Origin of the sequence: Sulfitobacter sp. AS92 (assembly GCF_038900015.1) — a bacterium.
Classification (GTDB): domain Bacteria; phylum Pseudomonadota; class Alphaproteobacteria; order Rhodobacterales; family Rhodobacteraceae; genus Sulfitobacter.
Genome location: NZ_JBBMQL010000001.1, coordinates 314,315 through 331,427 on the forward strand (window position 1 = coordinate 314,315; position 17,113 = coordinate 331,427).

The window sequence follows — 17,113 nt, forward strand, 5'->3', positions numbered from 1 at the left end:
CCATGAGCGATAAATTCGACAGTTTCGTGGTCTTCGCCGAGATGCGGACCGGGTCTAACTTTCTTGAAGCGAACCTGAATGCTTTCGCGGGGATCGCCTGTCATGGAGAGGCGTTTAACCCCTTCTTCATGGGCTACCCCAAGAGCGAACCGATCCTTGGCGTCGATCAGGCGACGCGGGACGAAAACCCCAAAAAGCTGCTGTCTGCAATCCGGGGGCAGCGGGATGCCTTGGGCGGTTTTCGCTATTTCCACGATCATGATCCGCGCGTTTTTGATACCATCATCAAGGACCAGCGCTGCGCCAAGATCGTGCTCACGCGTAATCCGGTCGACAGCTACGTCAGCTGGAAAATCGCGCAGGCGACGGGCCAGTGGAAGCTGACCGATATGAAAGCGCAGAAAGTGGCGCAGGCGGTTTTTAACGCTGATGAGTTTAGCGCGCATTTGGACGCCTTGCAGCGCTTTCAGATCACCCTGCTTAACCGTTTACAGACCTCGGGCCAGACGGCATTTTATGTGGCTTACGAAGACCTGCAAAGCGTTGAGGTGATGAACGGCCTTGCGCGCTATCTTGGTGTGGATGAGCAGTTAGAGGCGCTGGATAAGAACCTTAAGAAACAGAACCCCAGCCCGATCTCGGCCAAAGTCAGCAACTATGACGAGATGTTGGAGGCGCTGGCCCGGCTGGACCGCTTCGACCTGACCCGAACCCCTAATTTTGAGCCGCGGCGCGGGCCGAATGTGCCCTCCTATGTGGCCGCCGCGACGAGTGGCTTAATCTATCTACCGATCAAATCCGGGCCGCAGGATCAGGTGCTGGATTGGCTCGCCGCCCTCGATGGGGTGCCACGCGAAGCCCTGCGCGATAAGATGACCCAAAAGGAATTGCGGCAGTGGAAACGCAAAGCGCCCGGCCATCGCGGCTTTACCGTGCTGCGCCATCCGGTGTTGCGGGCGCATGACGCTTTCTGCCGCCATATCCTAACGACGGGCGAGGGCAGCTATCGTCAGTTGCGCAACACGCTGATCCGCCGTTACAAGATGCCGCTGCCGAAGGACGGGCCCGACGCGGGGTATGACCGTGCCGCGCATCGCACCGCCTTTGTGGCCTTTCTGAAGTTTCTCAAAGGCAACCTGGCCGGCCAAACCTCAATCCGGGTGGATGCGGCATGGTGTTCTCAGGCACAAGCGATCGCGGGGTTTGGAGAGTTCTGCCTGCCGGATCGCATCATCCGCGAAGAGGATTTGTCCGCTGAGTTGACTGCACTGGCCGCGACCCAAGGGCACGCAACCAGCCCTGCTGTGTCAGCGGGCTCAGAACCCGGGCCTTTCACGCTCAACGAGATTTATGACGATGAGATCGAAGCCCTCGCCGCGGATGCCTATCAGAAAGATTACATGACTTTCGGTTTCTCCCGTTGGCGCTGAGCCTGTGGGTGGATTGACCTTGCCGGGTCTGGCGTAAACTGGAACAACAACACATCTAGATTGCATTGCCAGAGGTCGCGCCCCGTGAGTTTTCTGTCTGTCACCTCTGTCCCCACTCTGCGGTGGAGTTCGCCCAAGGCGTTCACCCTCAAGCCGCCCTTTGCTTCGATGATGTTTTTGATCCTCGGGTTGGTCATGTTCGGCTTGGGCGAAGCGCTTTTGGTCAATGCTGGCGTGGGTGTCAGCCCTTGGACCGTCTTTGCCGAAGGCGTGACCAAGATCACAGGGTGGAGCCTTGGGCTTGCGACTTTTCTGATCAGTGCGACGGTGCTGCTGCTGTGGATCCCGCTGCGCCAGACGCCGGGTATTGGCACCATCCTCAACGCGGTGATCGTGGCGCTGGTGCTGGAATACGCATTGCCGATCCTGCCACGGTTTGACAGCTATCTGGCGAATGCCCTGCTGGCGTTGACAGGAGTCTTCGTGACAGGTTTTGGCGGCGCGATCTATCTTGTGGCAAACCTCGGCCCCGGCCCGCGGGATGGGCTGATGACGGGGCTGCAGCGGGTCACGGGCAAACCCATCGCGCTGGTGCGTATGAGCATTGAGTTGACCGTGGTCGCGATTGGCTGGGCGTTGGGGGGCACCTTGGGCCTTGGCACGTTATTGTTCGCGGTGGGCATTGGCCCGGCCATGGCAATTGGGATGCAGATTCTACAACTGCGCAGCGTGACCCGCTAAAGAAAGCGCTGCCCTTCCCGGTCGCACCGCCTGCCCGAAGGCTAAAATCCGCTAGATCACTACATTTTCCCGGGCCGACCCCACCGCATACTGCGGTATACCGTCGACCTTCGCTGTCTCTTCAGCTATCAGGGCAGCAAATGCAGCAATTTGGAGCATATCATGTCCGACATCATTTACACTAAAGTTGACGAAGCGCCGGAGCTGGCCTCTGCGTCCGTGTTGCCGATCATCCAGAAATTCGCCAAAGCCGCTGGTGTGAGCGTTGGTACGAAAGACATCAGCCTTGCCGGACGTATTCTGGCAACCTTCCCGGAGCACCTGAGCGCAGATCAGCGCCAGTCCGACGATCTGGCCGAGCTGGGCCGTCTGGTAAAGACGCCCGAGGCGAATGTGATCAAGCTGCCCAACATCTCAGCCTCTGTGCCGCAATTGGTCGGTGCCATCAAAGAACTGCAATCCCAAGGCTTTGCCCTGCCTGATTATCCAGATTCCCCCAGCACCGACGAAGAGAAAGCCGTTCGTGCCAAGTATGACACCATCAAAGGCTCGGCTGTGAACCCGGTTCTGCGCGAAGGCAACTCTGACCGCCGCGCCGCGAAAGCCGTGAAAAGCTTTGCGCAATCGAACCCGCACCGCATGGGCGATTGGGCATCCGACAGCAAGACGCATGTGTCGTCAATGTCTGGCAACGACTTCTTCTCGAACGAAGTTTCGGCCACGCTCGACAAAGCTTCTGGCGCGAAAATCGTGGTAGAGACCGCAGATGGTGAAAAAGTGCTGAAAGACGGCCTTGATTACCCCGCAGGCACTGTCGTTGACGCGACCTTCATGAGCGCTGCGGCCCTTAAAGAATTCCTCGCCACTCAGATCGAAAAGAGCAAAGAAGACGGCATCCTCTTCTCGCTGCACCTCAAAGCGACGATGATGAAGGTCTCTGACCCGATCCTTTTTGGCCACGCGGTCGAAGCCTTCCTGCAGCCCGTATTTGAAAAGCACGGTGAGACGCTGAAAGAGCTGGGTGTGAACCCCAACTCCGGCCTCGGCGATCTGCTGGAGCGTGTGAAGGGCAATGACGAGATCATGGCCGACATCAACGCCTGCATGGACGCGCGTCCGCCGATGTATATGGTCGATTCCGACAAGGGCATCACCAACCTGCATGTTTCCTCGGACGTGATCATCGACGCCTCTATGCCCGCGCTGATCCGCGCTGGCGGCAAGGGCTGGGGGCCGGATGGCAAAGAGCATGACGCGAATTGCGTGATCCCCGATAATTCCTATGCGCCGGTTTATGACGAGGCGATTAACTTCTTCAAAGAGAACGGCAAGTTGAACCCGGCGACCGCAGGCACCGTGCAAAACATCGGTCTGATGGCGCAAAAGGCCGAGGAATACGGCTCCCACCCGACTACATTTGAAATGTCGCAGGCGGGCACCGTTAAGATGATCCTCGACGACGGGACCGTGCTCCACCAGCACAAGGTCGAAGCCGGCGATATCTGGCGGTCGTCCTCAGCGCGCAAAGCGCCGATTGAGGATTGGGTCAACCTCGCCATCTCGCGTCAAAAGGCCGAAGGCTGCCGCGCGATTTTCTGGCTCGACGAAACCCGCGCCCATGACGCCGAGCTGATCTCTTATGTGAAGCCGATTTTGGAGGCCGAAGGCGTGGCCGACAAGTTCGAGATCATGGCCCCCCGCGAAGCTACACGCGCCTCGCTAGAGACCATCACCAAGGGCGAGAACACCATCGCCATCACCGGCAACGTGCTGCGCGATTATCTCACCGATCTTTTCCCGATTCTCGAACTGGCGACCTCTGCCAAAATGCTGTCGATCGTCAAGCTGATGAACGGCGGCGGTCTTTTTGAAACAGGTGCGGGCGGTTCGGCGCCAAAGCACGTGCAGCAGCTGGTCGAGCAGAACCACCTGCGGTGGGACAGCCTTGGGGAATTCTGCGCGCTTGGGGAAAGCCTGATGTTCTTGGCCGATGCCAAGGGCAACGAAAAGGCCCGTATCTTGGGCGAAGCGGTTGAGGTGGCAACGCAGGGCATTCTCGACAATGGCCGTTCCCCCTCGCGTAAAGTGAGTGAGCCGGACAACCGCGACAGCCACTATTGGTTCGCGCGCTATTGGGCCGAAGCGGTCGCCGCTCAAGGCAAAGATGCAGAGCTTGCCGCTCAGTTTGCCCCGATTGCAGAAGCACTGGCGACCAACGAAGCGGACATCCTTGCCGAGCTTGCTGCGGTTCAGGGCCCTGCGGCTGATCTGGGCGGTTACTATCGCACGGATGAGGCCAAGACAGACGCCGTGATGCGCCCGTCTAAAACGCTGAATAGCATTATTGGCTAAACTGCCGAATATGCATCGATACGCCGCGTAGGTATTCCAGCTACGCGGCGTATTTTGTCCTGCGTATTGGGGCGATCAAACCAGCGCAGAAGCGGAATAGTTCGCGACCTCTTGAGGTTTAGTTGGTGGCGATCAAAAGGCTTTGGCATTCCAGAACCCGTCTCGACAAGCGGAGGGAAGCTGAATGCAGAAACGTCTTCAGGTTGATACAAAGACCGACGCGCGGCGAATGCTTCGCGTCACGGCCGTCTGGCAGTTAAGCGCTCAATCGCGTGATGACCCGCACCCCGTCCAACAACCTTGGGCGTGGCGCTCACTGCCCCTCGCGTCATAAACTGCTGTTGGTCTCGTCCTTTGCAATTAAGGTGCGCAGATCGTCTATGATCAAACTCGTCGCATAGGGCTTGGCATAGAATTTCGATCCTTCGGGCATTTCCTCATCCCCGACACCGATTACACCTGATGCGATCAATATTTTCACCGAAGGCCACCCGGTGCGCACATATTCGGCAAGCTTTAGTCCGTCCATCGATCCCGGCATGTCGATGTCAGTAAATAGAATGCCGATGTCATCATGAGAGCCGATGATTTCTATCGCGGCATCGGCAGAGGGGGCGTCGTAGGTCTTGAACCCAGCGTCTTGTATCATGTCGACAGCATCCATGCGCAACAACGGCTCGTCTTCGACGATCAGAACGGCGGGCCTTTTGGTGTCTTTGGCGTGCATATCAATGCGCTTTCATTGAATAAAAGAGAGGGTGTCAGGCCGTTTCAAAGCAGACCGGACATGGGTGCATTAAGTGTGAAACACAAACCTTTCGGCTTGAACGATAGCTCTACGTTCCCGTGGAAATAGCTGGCCAGTGCCTGTTCGATCATTCGACTGCCAAATCCACGCCTTGTGGGGGCATCGACCGGAGGACCGCCGGTTTCCTCCCATGTGAAAGTAAAGGTATCGTCGGTGACACCCCAGCGGATGCGAACCTTTCCCGCATTGTTCGATAACGCACCGTATTTCGCGGCGTTTGTCGACAACTCATGAAGGGCCATCGTGACCGCGAGGGCCTGTTTCGATCCCACCTCTACCTTTGGCCCATCAATGATAAAACGGCTCTCGCCAGTGCGGTGCGGCGCCAGTGCAGCGTCAACCACAGCCGGCATTTGGGCCTCGGCCCAAGATGCCGCGATCAGCCGATCATGGGCTTGCGCCATCATAGCAATGCGCGATTGCAGCGCGGTTTGTGCGTCAGGCAGATTGTCTGCCAGTCGCAGCGTTTGCGAGACCATGACGTTCACCATAGCCAGCGTGTTCTTTACCCGGTGGTTCATTTCGCCCAGCATCAGCTGGCGCTGTTCTTGGGCAACTTTGATCTCGTGGATATCCGTGCAACTGCCATACCAGCGCAGAATGGTGCCAGACCTGTCCAGCACCGGCTGTGCCCGCCCCAAGACCCATCTGTAGTCGCCCGAATGATGACGCAGACGGTATTCAATTTCGTAAATTTCGCCGGTCGTAAGGCTGTGAGACCAGAGCTCCCAAGCCCGTGCTTGATCATCTGGATGGAACACACCGTTCCACGATTCACCATCGGTGCTGCCGTGCGGCACGCCGGTAAACTCGTACCAGCGGTTGTTGTAATAATCGTGGTACCCATCTGGCAAAGTCGACCAGATCATCTGATCCACCGAATTCGCGATTGCCTGAAACTTCGCTTCGCTTTCGAACAACTGCCGTTCCCGCCGCTGAAGTTCCTCAAGCTGCTTGCGGGCTTCATGCTGCCGAACGCGGGCAGCAAGGGCTGATCGGACCGCGCGGATAAGCTCTTCGGCGTGCAGGGGGCGCGAGAGCAAGACGGCGTTGCTCAGCGTATCGATCTTCTGGGTGGCGCGCTCGCTGCGGTCGCGTGACGTGCCATTTGCCAAGACGATGAACGGCACGTCCGACCAAGCCGCCTGAGACGCCAGCACATGAGCGAGTTCTTGGGACCCCGCGCTGTTCAGCGCTTCTTCGGTAATGAGCACGGCCCCGACATGCTGCGCGATGAGGTCCGATAGTGTCTTGAGCGTTGGCGCGGAAACAGTCGCGATCCCGTCCTTCGCCAAAAGCTGACGTGCGACTGCGTCGTCGCGCCCACGCGGTGCCACCACTGCGACGGCTGACAAGATATCTGTCCCAGGTCCTGTCGTGGTGTCAGCAAGTGCGGCGAGGCCAGTCACGATTGGCGATCCTCAGCAGGATCCGCGGACAATGGCATCAGATCACCGTTAGACGGCGTATAAATCGGACTGCCCGAAAGAATAGCAGAGAAATTGCGAATTGGCTCGCCGACAGTCAAGCCGTCCCGATCAATCTTGAACTCGCGAATGCTGCGCTCGTGGTCAGAGGTCCGTGTTTTAATGACCGAGATGGATTTGCGGATTTCCCCTTCGGCTTCAAAGAACCGAAGCATCATCACGGTATCTGCGAGGTAACTGATGTCGATGTCTGAACGCAGCTCGCCGGTGATGCCGTGCTGACCGAGGACCATCATCGAAATCACACCCTGCTGTGACAGGTAGCTAAGCAACTCATGCATTTGCAGCACAAGGAAGTTGTCGCTGGGCATGGCGTGCAGATAAGCGTTTAGGCTGTCGATCACCACGACGCTTGCATCATCGTCCTCAACCGCATTGCGTACAGCATAGGCGAATTGACCGGGCGAGAGCTCGGCCGGGTCGATCTGGCGGATATGCAAAGAGCCATCGTCGATATAGGGTTGCAGGTCCATCCCAAGCGCCTTGGAGCGGATCATCAACGTCGCGAGCCGTTCGTCAAACAAGAAATACGCGGCTTTCTGACCCCGCTCGAGCGCTGCAATCATGCAACGTACCGCCGTCGTGGTTTTGCCCACGCCAGCGGGGCCAGCAAGCAGTGCGTTGGTTCCTGGGAACAGCCCATTGCCCAAAAGAGCGTCCAATTCCTTTAGGCCGGTGGTCACAGGTTCGGTGGAATGCACACGGTGATGCTCTGCCGCGATCAGGCGCGGGTAAACACAAATGCCGCCCTTTTCAATGGAAAAGTCATGATAGCCCCCGTGGTATTTCAAACCACGCATCTTGATCACCCTCAAACGCCGTCGCTCCGAACCGAAGTCATTCGCCAGATGCTCCAGAGAAATGACGCCATGCGCAATGGAATGGAGCTGCAGATCACCAGGCTCGGCGGTGCGGTCGTCCAGCATCAGCACAGTGCATTTGCGCCGCGCAAAAAAGTGTTTCAGGGCTAGGATCTGGCGGCGGTAGCGCAGGGGGTTCTGGGCCAAGAGGCGCAGTTCGGAGAGGCTGTCGAGCACGACCCGGTCGGGATTGGTTTTATCAACAAGCTCAATGATGCCGCGCACCGTTTCGCCCAGCTCAACCTCGCTGGGGTGTAGAAGGGACTGTTCGTGGTCGGCACTGAAATCGTCTTCGGCGACCATTTCGTACAAAGCGATGTCATTCAACGTCCAACCATGGGACTGGGCGACGGCGGTTAGCTCATTCACCGTCTCGGAAAGAGTGATGTAGAGCCCTTTGCTCCCTGCGGCGCGACCATCCATAAGGAACTTTAAAGCAAGCGTTGTCTTGCCCGAACCCGGCGTGCCTTCGACCAAATAAAGCCTTTCCGGCGTCAGGCCGCCACAGAGCACAGAGTCTAGACCTGATGTTCCGGTGGATATTCTTTGCGTTGCTTCAGTCGTGTTTGTTATATTCATTCTGGTTTCTTCGCTCGAAAAATCGTCGTTGAGGTAGTCCGAACGCAGAAGAAGTAAACGAGGTGCTTGGGATTTTCTTACCACGACGCAGGGTAGAATGCGGCGTCGAATATCAGCCGCAAGGGCTTTCGTATCACGAAACCTATCACACTATTCGCGGCACTAATGCCGCGAATAGTAGGCTAAAGGCAGCCGAACAAACCTTTAAAAATCGAGGTTCTCGACGCTCAATGCGTTTTGTTGGATGAACTCGCGCCGTGGTTCAACGACATCGCCCATCAGCTTGGTAAAGAGGTCATCCGCCTCGGCCATGTCCTCAACCCGGACCTGCAGCAGGGTACGCGCGTCGGGGTCGAGAGTGGTTTCCCAAAGCTGATCGGGGTTCATTTCTCCCAGACCTTTGTAGCGTTGCAACGACAGACCCTTTTCGCCTTCTGCAAATATCGCATCAAGCAGGTCCATTGGACCGTGGATCAGCTGGCTGCGGTCCTTGCGCACGAGGGTCGCGGGCTGGTCATAGACCTCTTGCAGGTGTTTGGTGAAGCTGCCGGATTTCCTGGCTTCGCCCGAACGCATCATGCGGCCATCCAGCGTGCGCACCTCTTCGACACCGCGCAGGATGCGGGCAAGGCGGATGCCGTGGTCTTGGGTGATGCGGCCCTGCCAACCGCGCTCATATTCCAGCGCGATCAAGTTCAGACGGTCGGCCACCTTGTCGGCCACGCCCTGCAGATCACTGTCCACCACGCCATCGACAAAGGCGCCAGCGATAGCGGCCTGCTCAACGATGTGGCGCGGGTAATGGGTCGGGAATGCCTCCAACACGCGGCGCAATTGACGGGCCATATCGACCACACGGGTCAGGTCTTGGCCGCTGATCTCTTCGCCGTTGCCTTGGCGCAGCATCGCGCCGTCGACACCCTGCTGAATCAGGTAGTCTTCCATCGCAGCTTGGTCTTTGAGGTAAACCTCGGACTTGCCACGCGACACTTTGTAGAGCGGCGGCTGTGCGATGTAGAGGTGCCCGTGCTCAATCAGCTCGGGCATCTGGCGGAAGAAGAAGGTCAGCAGCAGGGTACGGATGTGCGCCCCGTCGACGTCAGCGTCGGTCATGATGACGATCTTGTGGTAGCGCAGTTTGGAGAGATTGAATTCATCCCGCCCAATCCCGGTGCCAAGCGCCATAACGAGGTTGCCGATCTCTTGGCTTCCCAGCATCCGGTCAAACCGCGCGCGCTCGACGTTGAGGATCTTACCCTTCAGCGGCAAGATCGCCTGCGTCTGACGGTCGCGGCCCGTCTGGGCAGAGCCGCCAGCGCTGTCACCCTCGACGAGGAAGACTTCGGTCTTGGATGGGTCTTTTTCCGAGCAATCCTTAAGCTTACCAGCAAGGAAGTTCACATCCATCGCGGATTTGCGGCGGGTCAATTCCCGTGCCTTGCGGGCCGCTTCGCGGGCCTGCGCGGCCTCGACGATCTTGCCGACGATCTGCTTGGCCTCGGCGGGGTTCTCTTCGAACCATTCGGCTAGCTTCTCGTTCACCAGACCTTCGACTGCGGGGCGCACCTCTGAAGACACCAATTTGTCTTTGGTCTGCGAGGAGAACTTCGGATCCGGCACTTTGACCGAGAGCACGCAGGTCAGACCCTCACGGGCGTCATCCCCGGTGAAGTTGATCTTTTCCCGCTTCGCGATGCCGCTGGATTGCGCATAGCCGTTGATCGTGCGGGTCAGCGCGCCGCGGAAACCCGCCATATGGGTGCCGCCATCGCGCTGCGGGATGTTGTTGGTGAAGGGCAGTACGTTCTCGTGGTAGCTGTCGTTCCACCACATCGCCACTTCGATGCCGATATCATCACGTTCGCCGGTGATGAAGATCGGCTCGGGCATGACAGAGGTCTTGTGACGGTCGAGGTATTTGACGAATTCCTTCACCCCGCCGTCGTAGTAAAGCTCGGTCCGCAGCGGCTCAACAGGGCGTTCGTCAGTCAGGATGATCCGTACACCGGAGTTCAAGAAGGCCAGTTCGCGCAGGCGCTTCTCCAGCGTCTCAAAGATATATTCGCGGTTGGAAAAAGTGTCGGTTGAGGCCATGAAGCGGACCTCGGTGCCCGTGCGGTCAGTGTCGCCCAGCACTTCGAGGTGCTTGGTCGTAAAGCCGCCCTCAAACCGTGCGATATGCTCTTTCCCCTCGCGCCAGATGCGTAGTTCCAGCCAGTCAGACAGCGCGTTCACGACTGAAACGCCAACCCCGTGCAGACCGCCGGAGACCTTGTAGGAGTTGCTGTCGAACTTACCGCCCGCGTGTAGTTGGGTCATGATGACCTCGGCGGCAGAGACGCCCTCTTCCTCGTGGATGCCAACCGGAATCCCACGGCCATTGTCACTCACAGAAACTGAGGAATCTTCGTGGATCGTGACCGTAACCGCGTCAGCATGACCGGCCAGTGCCTCGTCAATGCCGTTGTCCACAACCTCATAGACCATATGGTGCAAGCCAGAGCCATCATCGGTGTCCCCGATATACATGCCGGGGCGTTTGCGAACAGCCTCCAACCCTTTGAGAACCTTGATGGAATCGGCACCGTATTCCTGTGGTGTCTGCGCGGTATCGGACATGCGGAAAAAACCCTTCTCGTTTGCCCGATTTATAGTGTTTTCGACCAGCATTGTCACGCGAATGACACAAGATTTTGTGTCAGGCGAAGGGGATCACAAGACCCACGAAAATCAGCAAGGCGCCAGAGATCAGATTGATCCGTCGCAGGGTGCGCGGGGCAGTGAGAAGGCCGCGGATATGGCCTACCAAAACTGCGATTGTGAGGTTCCCGATCAGTGGAACGATAACCGAGGCCGCAAGGATCAAGCCAATGTCAGGAGCGGTGACGGTACGCAGATCAAAGAACCCTGGTAGCACGCCGATATAGAACAGTACCGCTTTCGGATTGCCGAGGATCGCGATGATCCCTGCCGCGAAACCGGACCACATGCCGGGGCGGGTCAGGCGGCTGTCGGTGTTGATCTTCTCGTCCGCCTGCCGGATCAGAGCTACGCCCATCAGAATAAAAACCCCGCTGGCAATCCAGCGCAGCACCTCCATCATCGTGTCAAAGACCGAGAGGATCCATGTGATCCCCAGCACCGCCACGAGGGGCCAGAGCATATCCCCGATCGCCACGCCCAAGGCCAGCGGCCACGCGGCCTGAAACCCGCCCGACAGCGCGCGGGCCATCATCGCAAGCCAGACCGGGCCGGGGGTAAGGAACAAGATCAGCAAAGCGCCGCAGTAGAGCAGTAGATCGGCAGCGGTGATGGTCATGCGCTGGCCTTCACGCACGAAAGGCCGTCTTCTTCGGTCACTTCGACATATTGCGCGCGGTCGCCGAGGCTTTCAAACAGCTCTGGCCCGGTCCCGGTCATCCAAGCCTGCGCGCCAAGGGCGCAGATTTCATCGTAAAGCGCCGCGCGGCGGGTGGCATCAAGATGCGCTGCAACCTCGTCGAGCAGTAGCAGCGGCGGCGCCCCGAAATCTGCGGCAATGGCGCGGGCATTGGCGAGGATCAGTGAGACAAGAAGCGCCTTTTGCTCACCCGTAGAGCAGTCCCGCGCAGCCACGCCTTTGGCGGCGTAGGTGCCTTCCAGATCCGCGCGGTGTGGACCGATCAGCGTGCGCCCCGCGGAAAGGTCGCGCATGCGGTTGTCCGACAGCGCGCGGCGTAGGGCTTCGGCGTCACTCGGCATATCGCATTGCAATGCAAGCGTGGCGATGGGGAAGGCGGTCTGCGCCTCTTCCTGTGCGGCCGCCAGCGCCGCCAACGCCTGGATGCGGTTGGCGTGAATCTGCGCTCCGGTCTCGGCCATGCGGGCCTCTAATGCGGCGTACCACGCAGGTTCGCGCACCATATCCTTGAGCAGCCGATTGCGCTCGCGCATTGCTTTTTCATAGCTCAGCGACAGTTCGGCGTGGTCGGGCAACATGCTGAGCGTCACACGGTCCAGAAACCGCCGCCGCCCTTCGGCCCCCTCGATCCACAGCCTGTCCATCGCCGGGATCAGCCAGAGTACCCGCGCAATCCGGCCGAGCGCGGTCTGCGCCGTGGCCTTGCTGTCGATCTTCGTTTGCCGCGCGGCGCCTGCTTCGGACCAGATGTCGACTTCATGCAGCACCGACGGGCCGTGCAGTAGGCCGGTTACCTTCCAGCCCAAGGCTTCGGGCCTGCGCGCCATGTCCTGCGCGCTGGTGCGGCGCAGCCCACGGCCCGGAGAGAGCAACGAGATGGCTTCGATGATGTTGGTTTTGCCCGCGCCGTTCGGCCCATAGAGCGCCACAGGCCGCGCATCAACGTCAATCACCGCCCGCCTGTGCGAGCGGAAATGCGATAGGCCGAGGTTGGACAGATACAGCTGCGTCATGAAAAGTCGTTTTCTTTAAAAGAAAACGGTCCGGGAATTTTAAAAATTCCCGGCTGCGTCACACGCGCATCGGCATGACGACATAGACCGCCGAAGTGTCATTGCCTTCGCGCATCAGGGTCGGGTCGCCCGAGGAATTAAACAGGAACACAGCGTTCTCGCGGTCCACCTGGCTGGCAATCTCCAGCAGGTATTTCGCGTTAAAGCCGATCTCCAGCCGCTCATCGGCATAGGCCACGGCAAGCTCTTCTTCCGCTGCACCGCTGTCAGGCGCGTTGACCGACAGCACCAGACGGTCTTCGTCCAGTTGCAGTTTCACGGCGCGCGAACGCTCCGAAGAAACGGTCGCCACACGGTCCACTGCGCGGGCGAAATCGGCGGCGTCGACTTCCATTCTGCGGGTGTTTCCCTGCGGAATCACGCGGGTGTAGTCAGGGAAGGTGCCATCAATCACCTTTGAGGTCAGCGTGATGCCGGGGGTGGCGAAGCGGATTTTGGTTTCCGACACCGACACCGCAATTTCCATCTCGTCATCGTCCAACAGCTTGCGCAACTCGCCCACGGTTTTGCGCGGGACGATTACGCCGGGCATCTCGGCCGCGCCTTCGGGCATCTCGGCGTCGATCCGGGCGAGGCGGTGGCCATCTGTCGCAACGCAGCGCAGCGCCTTGCCGCCTTCGGCATCCGCGATATGCAGATAGACACCGTTGAGGTAATAGCGCGTCTCTTCTGTAGAAATCGCAAACTTCGACTTGTCGAACAAGCGGCGCAGCACCGGGGCAGGGGCCGAGAAGTTCGAGGCATATTCCGACGACGCCATTACCGGGAAGTCTTCCCGCGGCAGGGTCGCCAGCGAAAAGTTCGACCGGCCCGCTTCAACCGCGAGGCGGCCCGCGGCGGTGTCGGCGGTGAGGTTGATCAGCGCGCCATCGGGCAGCTTGCGCACAATCTCGTGCAGCAGCATGGCTGAAACGGTGGTGGCACCAGCGCGCTCAACCTGAGCGGCGACCTTGTCGACCACTTCGATATCCAGATCGGTCGCGCGGAAGGAGACATCGCTGCCTTCGGCCTCAATCAACACGTTGGCGAGGATCGGAATGGTGTTGCGGCGCTCGACCACGGATTGGGCTTGCGAAACGGCCTTGAGCAGTGCCGCGCGTTCGATGCTGAATTTCATATGCCTTCTCCCAATACCGATTGCCGGGAGAGGCAAACTACCCGGTTCCCACGCTTACACAAGAACTTTTGTGGCTTTGTTGCTGCGATTGCAAGAGGGGCGCAGGCCGCGCCCCTGATCGCTGTTTAACCGTGTCCTAAGGACAACCCTCAGGCGGTTATGCTTAGGATTCGAGCGCCCGGCGCAGCAGTTCCAGATCCTCGGCAATCTGACCGTCCGAAACCTTGAGCTCTTCGATCCGGCGCACGCCATGCATGACAGTGGTGTGGTCGCGCCCGCCAAAGCGGCGGCCGATTTCCGGCAAAGAGCGGCTGGTCATCTGCTTGCACAGATACATCGCCACCTGACGCGGGCGGGCATAGCTGCGCAAACGCTTGGGGCCGATCATATCGCTCAAGCGGATGTTGTAGTGATCCGACACTTTCCGCTGGATTTCCTCGACCGAGATCTTGCGTTCAGAGGCGCGCAGCACGTCCGCCAGACAGTCTTGCGTCAGACCCATGTCGATCTCACGGCCCACGAGAGAGGCGAAAGCGAATAGACGGGTCAGCGCGCCTTCGAGAACACGAACGTTCGAGGTGATGCGATGAGCGAGGAATTCCAGCACGCCATCGGCGACTTCAAGGTCGGGATAGGTCTTGCGCTGCACTTCGACTTTACTTTGTAGAATGCCGAGGCGGAGTTCATAGTCGGTCGGGTGCAGGTCGACGATCAACCCGCATTGCAGACGCGACTTCACGCGGTCTTCGAGATCCTTGATCTCGCCCGGCGCGCGGTCGGCAGAGATGATGATCTGTTTGTGCTGATCAACCAGCGCGTTGAATGTGTGGAAGAACTCTTCTTGGGTGGAATCCTTGCCCGCGATGAACTGAACGTCATCAACCATCAGCACGTCGACCGAACGGAAGATCTCTTTGAAGTCCATCATCTTGCGGTCGCGCAGGGCTTGGACGAAACGGTACATGAACTGCTCTGCCGAGAGGTAGAGCACATTCATCTCAGGCTTGCGCGCGTGCAGCTCACGCGCAATTGCGTGCATCAAGTGGGTCTTACCCAAACCAACGCCACCATAAAGGAACAGCGGGTTAAAGGTGACCGGACCACCTTCGGCGACACGGCGCGCGGCGGCATGGGCCAGTTCGTTGGGCTTACCAACGACGAAATTGTCAAAGCTAAAGCGCGGGTCGAGCGGGGCGGTGCTTAGCTGGCTGTTGGCGGTGGGTTTCACGGCAGCCGTGGTCTGACGCGCAGCCGGGGCGGGCTTGTCGGCGCCACTGGCTGGCTGCTGGTTCAGCGCAAAGTTCAGCCGCGTGGCATCGGTGCCGGCCGCGTTGATCTCATGCAGGATCAGATCCGAGAAATTCTGACTGACGTAATTGCCGAAGAAGTTCGTGGGCACTTTGAGTGTCATGATTCCGTCTTCGACATCGCCGGGCACAAGCGGCTCAATCCAGGTGGTGTAGTTGTTCTGCCCCACTGTTTTCAACAGCCGCTCTTTGATCTCGCCCCAGTGATCTAATGTCATCGTGCCTAACGTCCCGCTTTGCTTTTCGCACAGGGGCCGAGTGAATCCCGGCCCTAAATATTCGTTTCACCCGGCAACAGATCATCCACCCGGTCCCACGCGGGTAACCGACCTGTGTCCTTCGGACTTTCAAAGAATGGCCTGCCCATGAGCCTATCGCACCGTAAACCGGCGCAAGAGGCGCTGAACGAACCGTTCGTGTTCTCATCGACAGGGTAAACGTGCTGGCAGCAGCATTCACGACAGTGCTTCGGGCCGTATCTCAACGGTCATCCGCACCCCCCTGAAGTTGGCATTCTGCCAATTGGCTGACGCCGCGTTCAGGGCCTGTCCCCCCAAGCGAAGTGAATCGCTGGACCTTTGGTAGCAACTGTTTCAGGTCCGCTTCAACACATCTTCAATCTTGACTCATGTATTGTCTGAAAAGAATCTTAGCCGTGGTTTTCCCGCTGCACTTGCACGAAAAAAGGCGCCGCAGTGCGGCGCCTCTTGTCTTTCAAAGGGTTGGCTGTGGAGCCAGATTAACCCAGTGCTTTAACCCGTGCGGACAGGCGCGACATCTTACGCGAAGCAGTGTTTTTGTGGAATACGCCTTTGGTAACACCGCGCATCAGCTCGGGCTGGGCGGTCTTTAGCGCAGCAGTTGCCGCTTCTTTGTCACCGGAGGCAATCGCCTCTTCGACCTTACGGATGTAGGTACGGATGCGCGAACGGCGTGCTTTGTTGATCGCAAAACGCTTTTCGTTTTGACGTGCGCGCTTTGCGGATTGTGTTGTATTTGCCATGAGTATCAGCCTTCGGGTTCATTTTGTTGCGTAGCAATGCGTGACGCCAACCCTACCGGAAATCCGGGCCCCCAAAGGGCAGGTGATTCTAGCCAGAGCGGGCTGCACGCGCATGTATTGGGGCTGCCTATAAGACAGCAGGCGCGGCAATGCAAGCCGCGCCCCTAGAATCGCTTACTTGTCGCGGAACTGCGCTTCGCGTTTCTCGATAAAGGCAGACATACCTTCTTTCTGGTCTTCGGTGTTGAACAGCGAATGGAACATGCGGCGTTCAAACAGCAGGCCTTCGCTCAGCGGCACCTCATAGGCGCGGTTCACACATTCCTTGACCACGGTGGCCGAAATCATCGATTTCTCGGCAATCTTGCCAGCGGCGGCCATGGCTTCTTCCATCAGCTTTTTCACCGGCACCACGCGGGACACGAGGCCCGAGCGTTCGGCTTCGTCGGCGTCCATGAAACGGCCCGTCAGGTTCATATCCATCGCTTTGGACTTGCCCACCAGACGCGTCAAACGCTGGGTGCCGCCGATACCAGCCACAACGCCAAGGTTGATCTCGGGCTGGCCGAACTTGGCGCTTTCCGAACAGATGATGAAGTCGCACATCATCGCCAGTTCGCAGCCGCCGCCCAAGGCGTAGCCTGACACGGCAGCGATGATCGGCTTGCGGACGCGCAAAATCTGATCGGTTTCCGGTGTGAAGAGATCGCCCATGAAGACGTCGACAAAGCTTTTGTCGCGCATCATTGCGATGTCAGCCCCGGCGGCGAATGCCTTTTCCGACCCGGTGATGACGATGCAGCGCACCTTGTCGTTTTCCTGCGCGCCCTTCAGCGCTTTGGCCAACTCACCCAGCAACGCATCGTTGAGCGCATTCAGCGCATCCGGGCGGTTGAGGGTGATCAGGGCTACATGGTTGTCCACGTCCACGGTGATCGTTTCGTAAGCCATCAAGA

13 protein-coding genes are annotated in these 17,113 nt (G+C 58.6%); 3 read left to right on the top strand and 10 right to left on the bottom strand.

All coding sequences use genetic code 11. From position 1 onward, the window contains the following. Window positions 1-2 precede the first annotated feature (2 nt). The 3 genes from WNY61_RS01520 to WNY61_RS01530 all read left to right on the top strand — a co-directional run bounded on the left by WNY61_RS01520 (window position 3) and on the right by WNY61_RS01530 (window position 4,523). Window positions 3-1,430 carry a nodulation protein NodH gene (locus WNY61_RS01520; RefSeq protein ID WP_342849686.1) on the top strand — a complete coding sequence of 476 codons (1,428 nt, stop codon included), beginning with the start codon at window positions 3-5 and terminating at the stop codon, window positions 1,428-1,430. A gap of 84 nt (window positions 1,431-1,514) precedes the next feature. Continuing rightward, complete coding sequence (locus WNY61_RS01525) at window positions 1,515-2,171, top strand: membrane protein (protein ID WP_007118341.1); 657 nt, start codon at window positions 1,515-1,517, stop codon at window positions 2,169-2,171. Window positions 2,172-2,333: 162 nt separating this feature from the next. Next, entirely contained in the window at window positions 2,334-4,523 is a 2,190-nt protein-coding gene (locus tag WNY61_RS01530; protein ID WP_342849687.1) for an NADP-dependent isocitrate dehydrogenase, read from the top strand. A gap of 328 nt (window positions 4,524-4,851) precedes the next feature. Here WNY61_RS01530 and WNY61_RS01535 read toward each other — a convergent pair whose 3' ends face one another. The 10 genes from WNY61_RS01535 to WNY61_RS01580 form a co-directional block, all read right to left on the bottom strand. Continuing rightward, the gene (locus WNY61_RS01535) at window positions 4,852-5,250 is read right to left on the bottom strand and encodes a response regulator (RefSeq protein ID WP_342849688.1); all 399 of its coding nucleotides are present in this window, start codon (window positions 5,248-5,250) and stop codon (window positions 4,852-4,854) included. Between the two features lie 44 nt (window positions 5,251-5,294). Then, a complete protein-coding gene (locus WNY61_RS01540; RefSeq protein WP_342849689.1) occupies window positions 5,295-6,740 on the bottom strand; it encodes an HWE histidine kinase domain-containing protein in 1,446 nt (481 codons plus the stop codon). Then, the gene (locus WNY61_RS01545; RefSeq protein ID WP_342849690.1) at window positions 6,737-8,257 is read right to left on the bottom strand and encodes an ATPase domain-containing protein; all 1,521 of its coding nucleotides are present in this window, start codon (window positions 8,255-8,257) and stop codon (window positions 6,737-6,739) included. Before WNY61_RS01545 ends, WNY61_RS01540 begins: the two co-directional genes overlap by 4 nt. A 204-nt stretch (window positions 8,258-8,461) precedes the next feature. Next, window positions 8,462-10,876, bottom strand: a complete 2,415-nt coding sequence (gene gyrB, locus WNY61_RS01550; RefSeq protein WP_342849691.1) for a DNA topoisomerase (ATP-hydrolyzing) subunit B — start codon at window positions 10,874-10,876, stop codon at window positions 8,462-8,464. Between the two features lie 79 nt (window positions 10,877-10,955). Further along, on the bottom strand, window positions 10,956-11,576 hold the full coding sequence (locus WNY61_RS01555) for a LysE family translocator (RefSeq protein ID WP_342849692.1): 621 nt from the start codon (window positions 11,574-11,576) through the stop codon (window positions 10,956-10,958). Then, window positions 11,573-12,670, bottom strand: coding sequence for a DNA replication/repair protein RecF (gene recF / locus WNY61_RS01560; protein ID WP_342849693.1), 1,098 nt, complete (start codon window positions 12,668-12,670; stop codon window positions 11,573-11,575). The genes WNY61_RS01555 and recF overlap by 4 nt, the downstream gene beginning before the upstream one ends. Before the next feature lie 58 nt (window positions 12,671-12,728). Next, window positions 12,729-13,847 (bottom strand): DNA polymerase III subunit beta, encoded by a 1,119-nt coding sequence (dnaN, locus tag WNY61_RS01565; RefSeq protein ID WP_342849694.1) that lies wholly within the window; start codon window positions 13,845-13,847, stop codon window positions 12,729-12,731. Between the two features lie 163 nt (window positions 13,848-14,010). After that, window positions 14,011-15,372 (bottom strand): chromosomal replication initiator protein DnaA, encoded by a 1,362-nt coding sequence (dnaA, locus tag WNY61_RS01570; protein ID WP_342849695.1) that lies wholly within the window; start codon window positions 15,370-15,372, stop codon window positions 14,011-14,013. 521 nt (window positions 15,373-15,893) lie between these two features. Then, a complete protein-coding gene (rpsT, locus tag WNY61_RS01575) occupies window positions 15,894-16,157 on the bottom strand; it encodes a 30S ribosomal protein S20 (protein ID WP_342849696.1) in 264 nt (87 codons plus the stop codon). Window positions 16,158-16,331: 174 nt separating this feature from the next. Then, window positions 16,332-17,108 (bottom strand): enoyl-CoA hydratase, encoded by a 777-nt coding sequence (locus tag WNY61_RS01580; protein ID WP_342849697.1) that lies wholly within the window; start codon window positions 17,106-17,108, stop codon window positions 16,332-16,334. Window positions 17,109-17,113: the final 5 nt, after the last annotated feature.

Coding starts and splice junctions, on each gene's coding strand:
- WNY61_RS01520 (WP_342849686.1), top strand. CDS start 3: ATGAGCGATAAATTCGACAGTTTCGTGGTCTTCGCCGAGATGCGGACC.
- WNY61_RS01530 (WP_342849687.1), top strand. CDS start 2,334: ATGTCCGACATCATTTACACTAAAGTTGACGAAGCGCCGGAGCTGGCC.
- WNY61_RS01535 (WP_342849688.1), bottom strand. CDS start 5,250: ATGCACGCCAAAGACACCAAAAGGCCCGCCGTTCTGATCGTCGAAGAC.
- WNY61_RS01545 (WP_342849690.1), bottom strand. CDS start 8,257: ATGAATATAACAAACACGACTGAAGCAACGCAAAGAATATCCACCGGA.
- gyrB (WP_342849691.1), bottom strand. CDS start 10,876: ATGTCCGATACCGCGCAGACACCACAGGAATACGGTGCCGATTCCATC.
- WNY61_RS01555 (WP_342849692.1), bottom strand. CDS start 11,576: ATGACCATCACCGCTGCCGATCTACTGCTCTACTGCGGCGCTTTGCTG.
- recF (WP_342849693.1), bottom strand. CDS start 12,670: ATGACGCAGCTGTATCTGTCCAACCTCGGCCTATCGCATTTCCGCTCG.
- dnaN (WP_342849694.1), bottom strand. CDS start 13,847: ATGAAATTCAGCATCGAACGCGCGGCACTGCTCAAGGCCGTTTCGCAA.
- dnaA (WP_342849695.1), bottom strand. CDS start 15,372: ATGACATTAGATCACTGGGGCGAGATCAAAGAGCGGCTGTTGAAAACA.
- rpsT (WP_342849696.1), bottom strand. CDS start 16,157: ATGGCAAATACAACACAATCCGCAAAGCGCGCACGTCAAAACGAAAAG.
- WNY61_RS01580 (WP_342849697.1), bottom strand. CDS start 17,108: ATGGCTTACGAAACGATCACCGTGGACGTGGACAACCATGTAGCCCTG.